The organism is Aeromonas sp. R4-3, from assembly GCF_040908275.1.
GTDB lineage: Bacteria > Pseudomonadota > Gammaproteobacteria > Enterobacterales > Aeromonadaceae > Aeromonas > Aeromonas rivipollensis.
In genome coordinates this window covers 20,578-36,800 of sequence record NZ_JBFODK010000029.1, presented here as the reverse complement: position 1 = coordinate 36,800, position 16,223 = coordinate 20,578, and the positions used below count along the sequence as shown (strand labels likewise).

Genomic DNA, 16,223 nt, shown 5'->3' with positions numbered 1-16,223 from the left:
CGGAGGCACCCGGCCAACAGCGCCACTGACACGCTTTTTTGAATACGCAGTTTCTTTATCTGGATGGACACCATGAACACCAAAACCCTGGGTTGCACCCTGCTTATCGCCGGCACCACCATAGGTGCCGGCATGCTGGCCCTGCCGCTGGCCTCCTCGTCGCTGGGCGGCCCCGCCACCCTGCTGCTGATGGTCGGGCTCTGGGCCCTGATGGCCTTCACCGCCATGCTGCAGGTGGAGGCCAGCCTCAATACCGGCAAGTGGTACCTGCACCAGTTGGCGGATCACCTGCTCGGCCCCTGGGGCAAGCGCATCGCCTCCTTCTGCATACTGATGCTGTTCTACTCCCTGGCCTCCGCCTACATCAGCGGCGGCAGCAGCCTGTTGGCACAGGCGCTGGCGGATGCGGGCACCACCGTCAGCCAGGAGCAGGCGGCCTGGGCCTTCACCCTGCTGTTTGGCGGCATGGTCTGCGTCGGCACCAAGCAGGTGGATTACCTCAACCGCCTGATGTTCACCGTCAAACTGGTGATCATGGTAGGGGTGCTGGCGCTGCTGCTGCCCCGCGCCGAGGGGCAGCACCTGCTCTCCATGCCGCTCGGTCAGGGCTTGCTGCTGGCAGGCCTGCCGGTCATCTTCACCTCGTTCGGCTTCCACGGCTCCATCCCGAGCGTCATGCTCTACCTGGGCGACTGCCCCAAGCAGCTGCGCAGGGTCTTTGTGTGGGGCTCTGCCCTGCCGCTCATCCTCTATGTGCTGTGGCAGGTAGCCATCCTCGGCCTGCTCGGCCAGCAGACCCTGATCCAGACCGGCGGGGCCCTCGACAGCCTGCTCGCCAGCGTCGGCAACCTGGTCAGCTGGCCCGCTTTCAATCAGGCGATGCACCTGTTCGCGGATCTCGCGCTCGCCACCTCCTTTCTCGGGGTGACCCTGGGGCTCTTTGACTTCATGGCCAAGGTGACCCGCCGCAAGGACAACTGGCAGGGCCGCAGCCAGACAGGCATGATCACCTTCGTGCCTCCCCTGCTGTTTGCCCTTTACTTCCCGCAAGGCTTCATCATGGCGCTGGGTTACGCCGCCATTGCCCTGGCGGTGCTGGCGGTGCTGCTGCCGGTGGCCCTGGTGTGGCAGAGCCGCAAGCAGGCCGAGGCGCATCATTACCGTGTCCCGGGCGGCGTGCTGGCTCTGGGCCTGGCCGGCGCCATGGGGGTGCTGATCGTTGGCGTCCAGGTGAGCGTCAGCCTAGGCATGCTGCCCGCGCTCTAAGCCGCGACCTTCCCCTGCGGCTCGCGAGAGGCCCCGCCAACCCGGTTGGCGGGGCCTCTCGTCATTTGCCCGCCCAGCGATGGGAGGCCGCACCTTGCAATCTCTCTACCCGCATCCCGATGTGAACAAAATGACACATGCATGTACATATATGGACAATGTCGCCATACTGAGGACAAGGCAAACTCACACTGAGGTTCGCCCCGATGCAACCCATAAGGAGGAGCCATGGTCGCCACAGCACAAGCCAACCACCGGGACACTGCCGTCGATCCCAGCAAGGCGCTGCCGGTGGTGTTCCGCATTCTGGACAAATGGCGGTGCAGCACGGATGAACAGCTGACCCTGCTCGGCATCTCTTCCCGTTCGACCTTGAACAAATACAAGGAGGCGAGCGGTGGCATCCGTCTCAGCGCCGATCTGCAGGAACGGATGAGCTACATCCTCAACATCCACAAGAGCCTGCGGGTGCTGTTCAGCGTCGATGAAAGCATCTACGGCTGGGTGCGCAAGCCGAGCAGCCACCCCTTCTTCGCCGGGCGCAGCGCCATGGATGTCATGCAGGGGGGCCGCGTCGCCGATCTCTATGAAGTGGCCAACCGCCTGCACGCCTGGCGTGGAGGCATGGCCTGATGTCCGCGATGCCGCCATCGAGCGAGCTACAGGATCAGCAGGCCTTTCGCATCATCCCGAGCCGCTATCCCCCCATCTGCCTCTATGAGGACGTGGCCAACGCGGACGAGCTGGAGGCGGTCTGGGCCGTCGAGGCCCTGACCAACGATCGCCTGCGGGAAGAGGCCGGGGAGCTGGCGCGAGTACCGAAAGAGGATTGGCTGGTGGGACTGGCCGGTGGCAGCTATGTGATGGCCGCCTTCACCCACCTCAATCCGGAGGGGGCCCGCTTCACCACGGGGGACTTTGGCGGCTACTACTGCGTCCCCCTGCTCGACACCGCGGTGAAAGAGACCGTCTATCACCAGGAGCGGGTCTTCGGCTACACCCAGGAACCGCCCCAGAAGCTGCAGATGCGGGTGCTGCACACCGAGTTTTGCGCCAAGCTCGTCGATATCCGCGGGGATGGTTACCTCACCTCCCCCCTCTATCACGCCACCGACTATGGCCACTCCCAGGCCTTCGCCCAGGAGCAGAAGCGCGGAGGGGCGGACGGCATCCACTATCGTTCGGTGCGCCACAGCGGCCACGACTGCTATGTGCTCTACCGCCCCCGCCTTATCACCAAAATTCACCAGACCCAGCATCTGGAATACCACTGGAACGGCAGCGCCATCGCCAATGTGCTGCAGATAAGGGTCTATGGGGAATGACTCTCCCATCTTGGCATAATAAAGCCCGCCAGATTGGCGGGCTTTATTATGCAATGAAACCCTGGAGCTATAGTGGTACAGTATTATCTAACTTGGTCCAAGCAAGGTATCAATTCCAGTCCGGTGCCAAGTAATAACTAGTTATGTACATACAATTGTTATCTTCTTTCATCAATCCAGCTCTTTATGCTTGTGAGAGGCTGCTGTCCGACAACGGTAGGATTCTGATGCAAGATGCACGATGCACGATGCACGATGCACCAGATTATCCCAGCTCCAAATAGCGATATAAGTGTGTTTTCACTATGCCTGCTTCTGATCCACAAGCTAATAAAACCCCATTGGCGAATTTAAAATAAATAACAATGACAATAATATATCCACCAACAAGCTAAACAATCACTTTTTTAAAAAGTCAGTAACTAAAAGATATAATGTAATCGATGTTCCAGCAATAACCCCGTATACTATAGCTCGCTCTACATCCTCCCAAGATGTGATTACCTGCCCCTTTGTAACATAAAAAAACAACGTTCCTACAACACCTAAAAAGAAACATAGAAAAATACAATACAAACATGAATAAACCCACACTTTAATGTAATCTTTCATTTTGTTACAACTTTTTTTCTTTGCCGGTATTATTATCTATATATTTATTTGCAAAACCAGTGAATAACTCACTTCCGAGAGCGCTTGTTGCCTCGAAAATAAATTCTGGAACTCTCCCATCACTAATAGCTTTTCCTACTACTTCAGGTGCATATCTACCATCCCCCCTCCAGTGCAGAACCGGTTTCTTAAATAGCTTTTTTGTCTAGCTTGAAGTCGTCAATTATTAGAAGTGACCCAATGGCCACACCTATATCACCCTTTATCCCATGACCAGGGGATACTGCCCCAGCAACAGCAGCAAGGGTGGCAATGATGCTTCGGGTTTCTCGCCAATTCGCCACATCTTGCTGCTACCCTCAGAGGCAAGCCATTGAGGCGCCAAGCAATATCAAAGCAAACACATCCACTCGAGAGCCAGATACCATGACCATAGTGCCCATCTACGCAGCCCTGCTCGCCCTGCTCTTTGTCTTGCTCAGCGTGCGCACCATTCGCACCCGCCATAGTCGGGGGGTGGCGCTGGGGCACGGGGAAGATCCCGCCATGCTGCGGGCCATGCGGGTGCACGCCAACTTTGCCGAGTATGTTCCCCTGGCCCTGCTGCTCATCTATTTTGTCGAAGCCTCCAGCCAGACCCCCTGGCTTGTTCATCTGATGGGAGCCAGCTTGCTGTGCGGCCGCCTCTGCCACGCCTTTGGCATGAGCCGCACACCGGAGAACTTCCGCTATCGGGTGGTGGGGATGGGGCTGACCTTCAGCGTGATCCTGGTGAGCGCGGCTCATATCTTGACCACGGCGCTCATCCCCTGACCATTTCACTGCTGGCCACAAACAAAAAGCCCGCACCAGATGGTGCGGGCTTTTTTAGCAACCGAACAGCCGGGGAGCCTGGCTCCCGAGCCGCTTACTGGTTGTGGCTGGCGCGGCGGGGACGACGGGCCTGGGCCGGTTTGGCGGCACCCTCGGCCGGACGCTGTCCACCTTGCGGCTTTGGCTTGCCCGCGTTGCCACCGGTGCGCGCACCGCCAGCATTGCCGGAGCGACCGGCCCCCTGACGCTGACCCTGCGGGCGCGGCGCACGGCGCTCTTCGCTCGGATCGCGCGGCTCTTTGCGAAGGGGCGCGCCTATGCCACGGGCGATGTTGTCCAGTGTCTCGCGGGAGGCTTCAAAACCGACCACCTGCTCGCACTTGATGTTCTGCTTGGTCAGACGCTCGATGGCCTTGATGAGCTTGCCTTCATCGGCCGCCACCAAAGAGATGGCGTGACCAGCGGCGCCGGCACGGCCGGTACGACCGATACGGTGCACGTAGTCTTCCGCCACGTTGGGCAGCTCGAAGTTGACCACTTGCGGCAACTTGTCGATGTCCAGACCACGGGCGGCGATGTCGGTCGCCACCAGCACCTTGACACTGCCTTCCTTGAAACCGGCCAGGGCACGGGTACGGGCACCCTGGCTCTTGTTGCCGTGGATGGCGGCGGCGCTGACGCCGTTCTTGTCGAGGGTCTCGGCAACACGGTTGGCCATGTGCTTGGTACGGGTGAACACCAGTACCTGCTGCCAGTCGTTGCTGGTGACCAGGTGGCTCAAGAGCGCGATCTTGTTGGCCTTGTCACAGGGGTGCACCAGCTGCTCGATACGCTCGGCGGTGCTGTTGCGCGGGGCCACTTCGATCACCGCCGGGTTGTCCAGCAGGCCGGTGGCCAGCTCGCGGATCTCGTCGGCGAAGGTGGCGGAGAAGAGCAGGTTCTGGCGCTTCTTCGGCATCAGGGCCAGGATCTTGCGGATGTCACGGATGAAGCCCATGTCGAGCATGCGGTCCGCTTCGTCCAGTACCAGGATCTCGACTTCGTCGAACTTGACGGCGTTCTGGTTGTAGAGATCCATCAGGCGGCCCGGGCAGGCCACCAGCACGTCCAGACCACGGCGGGTTGCCATCATCTGCGGGTTGATGCTGACGCCGCCGAAGACGACGTGGCTGCGGATCGGCAGGTGCTTGCCGTAGTTGCGCACGCTCTCGCCCACCTGGGCAGCCAGCTCGCGGGTCGGAGTCAGCACCAGGGCACGAATGCGGTTCGGGGATACTTTGCGCTTGCTCTCGGTGAGGCGCTGCAGCATCGGCAGGGTAAAGCCTGCGGTCTTGCCGGTCCCGGTCTGGGCGGCGGCCATCAGGTCACGGCCAGCCAGGACGGCCGGGATCGCTTGTTGCTGGATGGGAGACGGGGTGTCGTAGCCTTGCTCGGCAACGGCACGCAACAAGGGTTCGGCCAGACCGAGGGAAGTAAAACTCATAATTACCTGCTAGGGATAGGGGCGCCGGGGATCTGTGGTGGGGCTCCTCTGCTGAGCCGATGCCATCTCACAGGATCTGGGCCTATAGAGAAAACAACGATTTCCCCGGGGAGCAGAGCAAAGGGGAAAGAATAGAGGCGCAGTCTAACGGAGTTGGCGCACTTAGACGAGAAAAATGTGATATGCCTCCCAGCCCGGGTGGAAAAGCCCGCTATGGCGGGGCAGAATGGCGATGATGACGCTCGCCAGGGCTAGTCCCATCCTGGGGTGCGTATTCATACACTCACGACACAGAACAGGGAGGTTCTGCTTGATCAGGAAACATATCCAGACCGCTATTCACTGCGCATTGAGCCTGGGCCTGCTGTTCGCACCGAGCCTGCCCCTTGGCGCCAGGGAGACACTGTCGGTGGCCTGGAGCCACTGGCCCCCCTTTAGCGAGATCGAGGCCGATGGCGAGCTCGGCGGGCTGGACGTGACCCTGACCCGCCAGATCCTGAGTGGCGCCAATCTTGAGCCCGAGTTTCGCAACCTCCCCTGGGCCCGGGCCCTGCACCTGATGGCGCGACAGCAGCTGGATGTCGCCATGGGGGCCCTGAAGACCCCGGAGCGAGAGCGCTTCGCCCGCTTCTCGGCCCCCTACAGACGTGCCAGCTTCGTGCTGCTCAGCCACAAGGCGGCCCCCGGGAACCCAGATCGCTGGCAGGGGATCACCCGTCTCGCAGATCTGTGCCAGCAGACGGGGCTGCGCCTTGGCAAGCTGCGAGGCACCCGTCCCCTTCCCCTGAGCGACGCCTGCCCCTCCCTCCGGCAGGCGAGCGAATACAACTCGGATGACAGGCTGATCGCCCTCCTGCTGGCGCGGCGACTCGATGGGGTCATCATAGAGTGGCAATATGCCCGCCATCGGCTGGCCCAGCTGGGGGCAGAGGAGTTCACCCTGTGTCAGGTGCTGTTGCACCAGCAGCCGGTCAGCCTGATGTTCGCCAGCCAGGCGGTGAGCGACGCAGCGCTCGCCCGCATCGATGCCGCCATCGCCGACCTCCCGGCGCCGGACGCGGCGTTTGCCCCGCCGGTGTGCCGCCTCGATGGCAGCCAGCCCCGGGAGGAAGGCACTCAGGGCTGACCTGACGACACAGCACAAACGAGAAAGGCGACCCTGGGGTCGCCTTTTGCCGTTCATGGTGATCAGCTGACAGCGCTGCTTGCAGATCAGCGCAGCAGCGGGGTCTGGGTATGCACGCCCTGGTTCTGGGCACGATGGCGCAGCAGGTGATCCATCAGCACCAGGGCCAGCATGGCCTCGGCGATGGGCACGGCACGGATGCCGACACAAGGATCGTGGCGCCCCTTGGTGATCATCTCGGTGGCCTCGCCGCTGGTGTTGATGGTCTTGCCCGGCACAGTGATGCTGGAGGTGGGCTTGAGCGCCATGCTCACCACTATGTCCTGGCCGGAGGAGATGCCGCCGAGGATGCCGCCCGCATGGTTGCTGGCAAAGCCTGCCGGGGTCATCTCGTCGCGATGCTCCGAGCCTTTTTGCTCTACCACGGCGAAACCGTCACCTATCTCGACCCCTTTCACCGCATTGATGCCCATCATGGCGTGAGCGATGTCGGCGTCGAGCCGGTCGAACACCGGCTCACCCAGACCCACAGGCACGTTGCGCGCAATGACAGCCACCTTGGCGCCTATGCTGTTGCCCTCTTTCTTGAGGGCCCGCATGTACTCGTCGAGAGCCTCCAGCTTGCCCGCATCGGGGAAGAAGAAGGGGTTCTGCTCGATCTGCGCCGCGTCGAAGGCCTCGGCCTTGATGGGGCCGAGCTGGGAGAGAAAGCCCACTATCTCGATGCCGTGCATCTGCTTGAGGTACTTCTTGGCGATGGCCCCCGCCGCCACCCGCATGGCGGTCTCGCGCGCCGAGGAGCGGCCACCGCCGCGGTAGTCACGCTGACCGTACTTCTGGTGATAGGTGTAGTCGGCGTGGCCCGGACGGAACAGATCCTTGATCTCGGAGTAGTCCTTGGAGCGCTGATCGGTGTTCTCGATCAAGAGCCCGATGGAGGTGCCCGTGGTGCGTCCCTCGAACACCCCGGCCAGGATCTTCACCTCGTCCGCTTCGCGGCGCTGGGTGGTGTAGCGGGAGGTGCCGGGCTTGCGCCTGTCCAGATCGATTTGCAGATCCGCTTCGCTTATCTCCAGCCCCGGGGGGCAGCCGTCGACCACGGCGCCGAGCGCGAGGCCGTGGCTCTCGCCAAAGGTGGTGACCCGAAAGAGTTGGCCAAAACTGTTCCCTGCCATGGGTGCTCCTTGCTGCTTAGCTCTTGTAAATCGCGAAATGGGCCTGGTACTGCACCAGCTCGGCGCGGGTCATCACGAAGACACCGTGACCACCGTTCTCGAACTCGACCCAGGTAAAGGGCACCTCGGGGAATTGGGCTTCCAGGTGGATCATGCTGTTGCCCACCTCGACCACCAGCACGCCGTCATCCTTGAGGAAGTCCGCTGCATTGGCCAGGATGCGCTTGGTGAGCTTGAGGCCGTCGGAGCCCGATGCCAGCGCCAGCTCCGGCTCGTGACGAAACTCCTCAGGCAAGTCCGACATGTCCTCGGAGTCCACATAGGGCGGGTTGGAGACGATGAGATCGTACTTGTCGCCGGCGGGCAGGTCACGCATCAGATCGGAGCGGATCGGGATGACCTGCTGCTCGAGGCCATGGTCGTTGATGTTGCGCTCGGCCACGTTGAGGGCATCGACGCTGATGTCGATGGCATCCACTTCCGCATGGGGGAACTCGTGGGCCATGATGATGGCGATGCAACCCGAGCCGGTGCAGAGATCCATGATCCGGGTCGGCTCATGTTTGAGGAAGGGGGCGAAGCGGTTGGCCACCATCTCGGCGATGGGGGAGCGCGGGATCAGCACCCGCTCGTCCACGTAGAACTCCCAACCCGCATACCAGGCCTTGTTGGTCAGATAGGCGGCAGGCACCCGCTCCTGCACCCGGCGGATGATCAGCTCGGCGATGCGGTGACGCTCGCTGGTGGTCAGGCGGGAGTGGCGCATGCCGGGATCCACGTCCGGCGGCAGATGTAACGCGGGCAGCACCAGTTGCACGGCCTCATCCCAGGCGTTGTCGGTACCATGTCCGTAGAAGATCCCGGCGTCGTTGAAACGACTCATGGCCCAGCGCAACATGTCCTGGATGGTGTGCATCTCGGCAACCACCTCGTCGATAAATATCTTGTCCAAATCCACCTCCAAGTCGAGTAATATCCGGCCCGAGAATTCTATACAGCGAGCAAGACGAGTACCTGATGAAAAAATCGCCCTCACCCACAGACGAGGAAAGCCTGCTGTTTCGTGATGCTGTCAAAGGTACCCGGAAAATTAAGCAAGATACCATAAGGGCCTCCTCAAGCCCGGTCAAGCAGAAACGCGAACTGCGCGAAAGCCGCGAAAAGCTTGGGGTTGACCACTTTTTCAGCGACGAGTACCAGCCTCATCTGGACGAAGAGGGCCCGACCCGATTTGTGCGTGAAGACGTGTCAAAATTCGAGCTGAAAAAGCTCAAGCGCGGCCTCTATCCGCCGGAGATTTATCTGGATCTTCATGGCATGAGTCAGCTCCAGGCCAAGCAGGAGCTGGCCGCCCTGCTCACCCTGTGCCAAAAAGAGAACATTCACGTCGCCTCCGTGATGCACGGCATCGGCAAACATGTGCTCAAGCAGCGCATTCCGAGCTGGCTGGCCCAGCACCCCAATGTGCGCGCCTTCCATCAGGCCCCCCGGGAATGGGGGGGCGAGAGCGCCATCCTGGTGCTGCTGGATATCGAGGAGTAGCCCGGCGCCGGGCAGGAGAAGCTTGATCGAAAAGCGCGTCTCAGGACGCGCTTTCCATATAGCGTTTGAAGTTGTCGAGTATGCTCTGCCAGCCGGCACGCTGCTGCTCGCCGCTGTGTTCGGATTCGGCGTCGAACTCCTCGTGCACCCGGGTGCCTCCCTGCTCCTCCACGAATGTCACCCTGACGGCGCGGCCGTCGTCCATGACATAACCCAGGGAGGTTAGGGGCACCACCTCGGTGAAGGTGCCCTCGAAATCAAACCCCATGCTGCCATCCCGGGCGGCCATACGGTGACAAAAAAGCCCGCCGACCCGCAGATCCACCCGACTGCCGGGGCAGTGCCACTCGGGGGAGGCGGCATTCCATGCCATGATGCTGGCGGGAGTGTTCCACCCCTCCCATACCAGAGCGAGTGGCCGCTCGACCCGGACGCTGACGCTTATCTTCATCCCTCTTCTCCTCTGCCTTTCCTGCGTTGCGGCATTTTTATGCCACGCCAGGCGCATCGGGCTGCGCCAAAAAGTGGGCCACCAGGGCATTGGCATGACCGTGGCCCAGGCCGTGCTCGGCCTTGAGCCAGGCCACCAGCGCCATGTGCTTGCGCTCCTCCCGGCCCGCCAGCAGGGCCAGCCAGTGGGCAATCGGCTGCCCATAGGTTTTCTCGATGGAGGGAAAATAGGAGGCAGGCCCCCTCACCTTCTGTTGCTCATCCATGACAGTCTCCTTGGGGTTTTGCCGACACTGCTGGCGCAGCGACGGGCTCAGGATTTGGGGGCGAACTGCTCGAACACCTGCTGCCCGGTCAGGGTCGGGGTGTCGTTTTTAAGCTCGTAGAAGTCCGGTTTCTCGTCGATAAAGATCTGCCCGGTGAGCTCGAACGCCTGTTCCTGAAACAGCCCGGCACAGAGGATGTACTCGTCCGTCGGCAACAGATGGTAGAAAAGGTGGGTGCCGCAGGTGGGACAGAAGCCGCGCTCCGCCCACTCGGACGAGCGGTAGGCCACAGGGCTGAGCCCCTTGAAACTGACCCCCTTGCCGCCATGCACCGCGAACATGGGCCCGCCGGACCAGCGCCGGCACATGGCGCAGTGACACAGGTTGACCTCCTTGTGATCGCCGCTTGAAACGGTGATCCCGCCACACAGACAATGACCTTCCATGATGCCTCCTTGAGTGCTGAGCGGCAGACGGGGCTAAGTGGATCTTGACTCCTTGCCGCACCAGATGAAGTAGCACGGGATCCGGGCGGCGGCAACTGACCATCCCGGGACCCCACCGCGGGGCCGACGACCCTGGCCTCCCCCCAAAAGGGGACATTCGCCGCCTTTATTCATTAAATGAATGACCCAGCAACCCCCATGCACCGAATGAATAACACTCAGGGCCCCTCCTGCAGGGCGATGCGATTGCCTTCGCAATCCCAGATCTCGGCCACCCGGATGTGCTCGCTCACCCGGGTGATGGGATAGAGACACTCGCCTCCCGCTGTCAGCGCCCGGGCCATGGCCCGCTCTATGTCCGCGACCTTCAGATAGACCCGGGTGCCGTCCTGGCTCGGCACATAGCTCTCCCCCTTTGCCAGGGCGCCGGAGCAGCCCGCCATGCCGTCAAGGAGCGGGAACAGCGCCATCTCGTTGTCATCTATCTGCGCCCGCTCGAGGGTTATCTCGAAGAGCGCTTCATAGAAGCGGATGGCTCGCGTCAGATCCTGCACCGGAATTTCAAAATGGATGGCGATATTCATGTGTCACTCCTCTGTGTGGGATGAGATCTCGAACACTCTCGACTGGGTAAGGACCGCAGGCAAGTGCCCGCCGGGCCGATCAGAGGCCCCCTTGCGCCGGCTCCCCATGAAAGAGGGGAAGAGAGGCCCATCCCCCCCTTCCCCATCATGACTGATGACGCGCCCTGCCGGGCTCAGTTCACCGGCGCCCAGGGATCTCCCTTGCCCGGCTCGTTGCCCTGGGTCCACCACTTCGCCTGATACACCACGCCCTTGTGGCTGACTTTATTGCCTGCGGTGTAGACCTTGCTGGCCACCCAGGCGGGCACATCTCCCACGGGCGGGTCGGTCGGGTCAACGGGCGCGGGATCGAGCTTGGCCACCACCCGCACCTTGGGCCAGTTGGCGTGGGAGCCGTAGAAGTTGGTCACGCACTTCTCGTAATCCCCCGGCACCAGGGCCGAATAGGCGGTCTGGAATCCCACCAGCTCGCACTCGAACGAGTAGCCACCTGGCCTGTCGGCATAATATTTCCAGTTGCCGTCCCAGTTGGTGTAAAGCACGTCGGTGGCGCCGTTCAGGTTGAGGCTGCCATAGGGGGTCTGCTGCCAGCAGGTGTTCTTCTCGTCCGGGAGCAGCGGGATCCCGTAGTGGGCGGCCAGCCCTTCCCAGTAACGGATACGGTTGACCGGCTGCCCCTTGTTTTTGTTCTGCTCGCCACACTCTATGCCGCCGTTGATGACATTGATGGTGGTGCCAAAGCCATAGCCGATGCCCGCCGCGATCTCGCGCTGGGAGGGCACCCAGGTTCTGTCGATGACATGCAACATGGCGGGTTTGGGGGCTTGCGGCGTCAGGAAGAACCAGATGGCGGAGGCGAGGTTGAGCCAGGAGTCGGCCACCAGGCCGGGGTTGTTCAGCAGCACAGAGGCGTTGCCGTCAAACATCGCCTCGGAGAAGGCGCCGTAGTTGAAGTGGTAGGAGAGCTGTTTAGCGCCACGGCCAAAGTAGCCCTGCCCCGTGCTGCAGGGCCATTTCCTGTTCTGCCAGTCATTCTGGCCACAGCCGGTGGTATAGCCGAGTTGCCCCTCGGCCCAGCCCATCTCGCGCACATGCACCAGCGCCTGCTGCCACTCCTCGAGCCCCAGCGGGTTGTCGGACACATTGTCCTTGCCGATATGGCCGCCGGTCTCCTGGGCGAAGTGGGCGAAGGCGGTGACGATGGATTTTTTGCAGATGGCGTCCGCATTGCGCCCGTCCGTGTAGTCGCCGCAGAAGGCGGGGAACTTGCCGACCGCCCGCAGGAAGCGCTCATAGGTATATTCAGGCGCCGCCATCTGGGTCAAAAAATCCCAGTCCGACTCGGTAAAGACCCGCTCGACCCGTTTGACGTTGTCCGGGTTGTCGGCTCCCCTCGGCACAATCGCCTCCACCAGGGTGTTGGGCCGGGTGGCCAATGCCTTTGACCAGATGCCGTACATGGGATTGGCCGTCTTGGCCTTTTCAACGGCCGTTATATCGGAGGCGGCAATCACATAGCCACCGCTATTTTGTGGGTCGGGCTGAATATTCATGGCCGCATAAGTTGGCGAGGCGCAGAGCCCCGCAACCAGCCAGGCGGTGCGCTTGAGTGTGAACATAGATAACAATCCTTGTCTCAATGTGAAGTTCAGGGCGAGCATAGGCGCCCCCATAACTAAATTCACGACAAGAATTAAGAGTTTGGCGATTTTGTGAGCCATTTCACTCTGCACTCAGATGAAACCTCGCCACAGCCTCATGTTGGCCCCTGCTCGCCCGCTTTTTATGCAACCTGAACGCGCACCGCCCGGATCAGCAGATTGCGAGGGGTCATGGGCTTGTCGCAAAACGCCCCCAGCTCTACCTCATAGCCCCGCTCCTCGAGGAATAAGGCGCGATCCAGGGCGAGCCAGATCTCCAGCGGACGGCGAAACAGATGACGCACCAGCTCCATGCGGGCGACGTCCCCAAAGCGCCGCTCCCCCCTGGCGAGGAAATCGCCATGGTCTATCCCCCCGGGCAGCACCATCCCCTTGCGCTCGGCGGCCCAGTCACAGAAAGCCTCGAAACTGCCCGCCAGCAGGCTCTTTTGCAGGTTGGGCACCGGCAGGTACTCATCCACCCCGCGCACCTCACGCTGCAGGCAATCGAAGGCGAGACGCCAGATCACCTCCTGCTCGCGCAGGCGGGAGATGCGGGCACCGCCGGTCACCGTCTCCTGCAGCGGCAGCTTCAAGTCACTCTTGCCAAGGTGCAGGGCGCTGGCCTTGGCGGCCTGTGACAGGGGGCGGTAATGAGAGGTGCGGATCAGGTGATAGCAACAGGGGGAGAGGGTCACGCCCCGGGCGCCGCGCTCGGCCACCTGCTCCAGCAGATGGGTATGCAGCTCGCCACAGGCATGGAGCGCCATGGCGTGATGGTGCGGGGCGATGAGCGCCCCCGACTCGGCGGCGAAGGCGTCGGCCTCCACAAACTGCATATGGGCACCATCCCGCGCCGCGAGCTGCCGCCCCTCCTCGCAGAGCGTGCGCTGCAATTCGAGACTCAGGATCTCGGCCCCCCTGTGCAGGGAGACCAGGCGCCCCAGGTGGCCCTTGCCGGCGCACCACTCCAGATAGGGGCCCTGATGGGCGGGCAGGCAACCGGTGAAGGCTTCTATCTGCGCCTGCTTGCGTCCCGGCATGTACATCGCCATGGCCCTGGCGCAGTGAATGGGTTCGGGGACAAAGGCGTCGAGCTCGCTCAGGGCATGGAGCTCGGCCCCTGCCGGGATCCAGGGGGCAAGCAGGGTGCACAGCGCTCCCATGTCGCCGTCGAGGTGCGCTATCTCGTCAAGACTGAGGCCGTTCAGGCAGGCCGCAAGCTCAGGGGCCTCGGCGGCGAAGGCCAGGCTCAGATGATGATAGGGCTGGTATTGCCACCAGCGCCTCTCGTCGGTCAGCAAGCGATCCAGTTGTCGAAAACGGTGAGCCAGCACGGTGGGCTTGTCCTGCTATCCAAAAGGGAGGCTCATTCTAGCGATCTGCCATCAAAAAGCACTCGCCAGCGCGCCTGCCCCCACCCCTTGCTGGTAGCCTGACAAAAAGCAGGGATTTGTGCTATATTCCGCCCCCTCATTAGCGCGACTCGCCCACGCGGGTCGTTTTACCCATATGAACGGAACCAAAACATGACCATCAATGCCATCCTGCAAGCGCGTGCGGACGCCAAGTGTGAGCTGTGTGGAGCAGAACATGCGCTGACTGCCTTCCCGGTGCCACACTCCCCCGCCAGTGACGATGACCACAGCGTGGCGCTGTGCACCACCTGCCGTGGCCAGCTGGAGCAGCCGGACACCACAGAGGTCAACCACTGGCGTTGCCTGGGTGACAGCATGTGGAGCCAGGTGCCGGCGGTGCAAGTGATGGCATGGCGCCAGCTTAAAAACCTGTCCGCCCGGGGCGAGATCTGGGCCCAGGACATGCTGGACATGATGTACATGGAAGAAGAGACCAAGGCCTGGGCCGAAGCGGGCAGCGCCAGCGACGATGACGACAGCGTCCCCACCGTCGACTCCAACGGCGCCGTGCTGCAGGAGGGGGATTCCGTCACCCTGATCAAGGATCTGGAGGTCAAGGGCGGCGGTTTCACCGCCAAGCGTGGCACCCTGGTCAAGGGCATCCGCCTCACCAACAACCCGCTGCACATCGAAGGCAAGGTCAATGGCGTGCAGATAGTGCTGGTCGCAGCCTACCTGAAGAAGGCCTGATCCCCTCACTTGTGGTTCGGATGATGCAAAAAGCGCCCCCAGGGGCGCTTTTTTGTTGCCCGGCCACCGACAATGTCGGCGCGGCCACAGTGGCGCCGCCGGAAAACTGGACTATCCTGCAAACCAGTCCCGATGAGCGAGCCCCCCTTCGCCGGATTTGCGTCAGGGGAGCATCCGCTCCCGGAACCGCGAAACACTGGCCCGGATGGAATTCATGTGGCACTCTGGGCTCTTGACATGGACAGATCCTGAACATCATGACCCCATGATGACCTCTTGACACAAGGAGCACTACCTATGGCCAAAGCCAGCAAGAAAGATATCAAGAAGAAAATCGCTGCCCGCAAGGATAAAATTGCCAAGCACGAAGGCAAGATCAAGAAGCTGAAGAAAGCCCTGAAATAAGGGTCGGCACCATAAAAAAACCGCCCACGTCACAAGGGCGGTTTTTTATTGTGCGATTTCCCTCTCAACACCAAGTGCCCATAACTGCCAGCGTCTGGCTGTGACCAGGACTTCTTGTTCCAACCAGGCTTTATTGGCTGTCAAATGAGTCAATGCCTCTGCCAGCACTGTGCCCCCCTGAACGGGTGCTATGTTGTCTCGCCAAGCAATTTTGCCTCGCTGCCTCTTTTGTTCTTTCGGCTGACGGAGTAAGTCGCGAGCATAGTGATGGACGTAATCCATGAGATTGTCGGGTAACCAGAGCGCCAGAGGACGACCCAGAGCCCCCGCCAGTTCGGTGGCAATGTCCAGGCCACGTTGATCCAGATCCCCAAAGTGTGCCCAGGGGAGGCTCTCTGGCAATAGGGGGAGCAGTTGCTTTGCCAGGGTGGTATTGCGGCCAGGGACATACAGCAGCAATTCGCCCTCTTGCAGCGGGTAGTCCACGAAGGCACCCTTGTTTTCCACCGTGACTAACTGCCGCCCTTGCCATTCCATGCCTTCCAACCCGACCAAGGCTCGTTCTGGCAATGCCAACTCCCCCAGAAGCATTATCACAGCGGTCATGTCGTGCCGTCTGCCCTCTACATCGACCAATATCAGCGGTGTCAAGGTACGTAATCGTATGACCTCATCACCAAATACCCTAAGCCCCAGCGCTGCAACCTGCTCCATGTGATTCTGTGACAATCTGATCTTGCAGTCTCGGTGCCAAAGGCCACTCAGGGTTGCACCGTTAATACGCCGAGGCAGTTGGCAACCCAACTCTGTCAGCACGGCATCACCCGACCAAACATTGTCGTCTGCTGCCTCTGCGAGCTTGTCCATCAAAAAAACACGACCCCGCTCGGTAAGCTGACGCCGCGCACCCAAACCGAGCCATCCCCTGCCCCTGTGACAACCCCAACAGCTTTTCGCTCAATGCACGAATATCCGCTCGTTC

Annotated in this window: 17 protein-coding genes; 7 read left to right on the top strand and 10 right to left on the bottom strand. The window is 61.3% G+C overall.

Features of this window, described 5'->3' with window-relative positions; genetic code table 11:
- Positions 1-72 precede the first annotated feature (72 nt).
- From AB5Y91_RS08885 to AB5Y91_RS08870, 4 genes are all read left to right on the top strand, one after another.
- Positions 73-1,266, top strand: coding sequence for an aromatic amino acid transport family protein (locus AB5Y91_RS08885; protein ID WP_368169579.1), 1,194 nt, complete (start codon positions 73-75; stop codon positions 1,264-1,266).
- Positions 1,267-1,494: 228 nt separating this feature from the next.
- Positions 1,495-1,899 carry an antitoxin Xre-like helix-turn-helix domain-containing protein gene (locus AB5Y91_RS08880; protein WP_368169578.1) on the top strand — a complete coding sequence of 135 codons (405 nt, stop codon included), beginning with the start codon at positions 1,495-1,497 and terminating at the stop codon, positions 1,897-1,899.
- A gap of 8 nt (positions 1,900-1,907) precedes the next feature.
- Positions 1,908-2,591, top strand: a complete 684-nt coding sequence (locus tag AB5Y91_RS08875) for an RES family NAD+ phosphorylase (RefSeq protein ID WP_368169739.1) — start codon at positions 1,908-1,910, stop codon at positions 2,589-2,591.
- A 1,038-nt stretch (positions 2,592-3,629) separates the two neighbouring features.
- Positions 3,630-4,016, top strand: coding sequence for an MAPEG family protein (locus AB5Y91_RS08870; RefSeq protein WP_106886716.1), 387 nt, complete (start codon positions 3,630-3,632; stop codon positions 4,014-4,016).
- A gap of 94 nt (positions 4,017-4,110) precedes the next feature.
- Here AB5Y91_RS08870 and AB5Y91_RS08865 read toward each other — a convergent pair whose 3' ends face one another.
- The gene (locus AB5Y91_RS08865; protein ID WP_106886715.1) at positions 4,111-5,499 is read right to left on the bottom strand and encodes a DEAD/DEAH box helicase; all 1,389 of its coding nucleotides are present in this window, start codon (positions 5,497-5,499) and stop codon (positions 4,111-4,113) included.
- Between the two features lie 349 nt (positions 5,500-5,848).
- Between AB5Y91_RS08865 and AB5Y91_RS08860 the strand changes: the two genes are divergently transcribed.
- Positions 5,849-6,625 (top strand): substrate-binding periplasmic protein, encoded by a 777-nt coding sequence (locus AB5Y91_RS08860; protein ID WP_368169738.1) that lies wholly within the window; start codon positions 5,849-5,851, stop codon positions 6,623-6,625.
- Between the two features lie 86 nt (positions 6,626-6,711).
- Here the strand turns inward: AB5Y91_RS08860 and aroC are convergent, their stop codons facing one another.
- Complete coding sequence (gene aroC / locus AB5Y91_RS08855; RefSeq protein WP_111910664.1) at positions 6,712-7,800, bottom strand: chorismate synthase; 1,089 nt, start codon at positions 7,798-7,800, stop codon at positions 6,712-6,714.
- Between the two features lie 16 nt (positions 7,801-7,816).
- Complete coding sequence (gene prmB / locus AB5Y91_RS08850; protein ID WP_106887942.1) at positions 7,817-8,752, bottom strand: 50S ribosomal protein L3 N(5)-glutamine methyltransferase; 936 nt, start codon at positions 8,750-8,752, stop codon at positions 7,817-7,819.
- 65 nt (positions 8,753-8,817) lie between these two features.
- Here prmB and smrB point away from each other — a divergent pair, with 65 nt between their 5' ends.
- Positions 8,818-9,342, top strand: a complete 525-nt coding sequence (gene smrB, locus AB5Y91_RS08845; RefSeq protein ID WP_025327061.1) for an endonuclease SmrB — start codon at positions 8,818-8,820, stop codon at positions 9,340-9,342.
- Positions 9,343-9,382: 40 nt separating this feature from the next.
- On the opposite strand, the gene AB5Y91_RS08840 is transcribed toward smrB, so the two are convergent.
- From AB5Y91_RS08840 to AB5Y91_RS08815, 6 genes are all read right to left on the bottom strand, one after another.
- Complete coding sequence (locus AB5Y91_RS08840) at positions 9,383-9,793, bottom strand: SRPBCC family protein (protein ID WP_106886713.1); 411 nt, start codon at positions 9,791-9,793, stop codon at positions 9,383-9,385.
- Positions 9,794-9,830: 37 nt separating this feature from the next.
- A complete protein-coding gene (locus AB5Y91_RS08835) occupies positions 9,831-10,058 on the bottom strand; it encodes a DUF4287 domain-containing protein (RefSeq protein ID WP_106886712.1) in 228 nt (75 codons plus the stop codon).
- Between the two features lie 47 nt (positions 10,059-10,105).
- Positions 10,106-10,504, bottom strand: coding sequence for a GFA family protein (locus AB5Y91_RS08830; RefSeq protein ID WP_368169577.1), 399 nt, complete (start codon positions 10,502-10,504; stop codon positions 10,106-10,108).
- A gap of 218 nt (positions 10,505-10,722) precedes the next feature.
- Positions 10,723-11,088: a VOC family protein gene (locus AB5Y91_RS08825; protein WP_368169576.1), complete on the bottom strand. Its 366-nt coding sequence runs from the start codon at positions 11,086-11,088 to the stop codon at positions 10,723-10,725.
- Positions 11,089-11,261: 173 nt separating this feature from the next.
- Positions 11,262-12,707 carry a chitinase gene (locus AB5Y91_RS08820; RefSeq protein WP_139743840.1) on the bottom strand — a complete coding sequence of 482 codons (1,446 nt, stop codon included), beginning with the start codon at positions 12,705-12,707 and terminating at the stop codon, positions 11,262-11,264.
- A 164-nt stretch (positions 12,708-12,871) separates the two neighbouring features.
- Positions 12,872-14,065 carry a methyltransferase gene (locus AB5Y91_RS08815; RefSeq protein ID WP_368169575.1) on the bottom strand — a complete coding sequence of 398 codons (1,194 nt, stop codon included), beginning with the start codon at positions 14,063-14,065 and terminating at the stop codon, positions 12,872-12,874.
- Between the two features lie 192 nt (positions 14,066-14,257).
- Between AB5Y91_RS08815 and AB5Y91_RS08810 the strand changes: the two genes are divergently transcribed.
- A complete protein-coding gene (locus AB5Y91_RS08810) occupies positions 14,258-14,836 on the top strand; it encodes an alkylphosphonate utilization protein (protein WP_025327068.1) in 579 nt (192 codons plus the stop codon).
- Positions 14,837-15,286: 450 nt separating this feature from the next.
- Here the strand turns inward: AB5Y91_RS08810 and AB5Y91_RS08805 are convergent, their stop codons facing one another.
- Positions 15,287-16,108 carry a Wadjet anti-phage system protein JetD domain-containing protein gene (locus AB5Y91_RS08805; protein ID WP_368169574.1) on the bottom strand — a complete coding sequence of 274 codons (822 nt, stop codon included), beginning with the start codon at positions 16,106-16,108 and terminating at the stop codon, positions 15,287-15,289.
- Positions 16,109-16,223 lie beyond the last annotated feature (115 nt).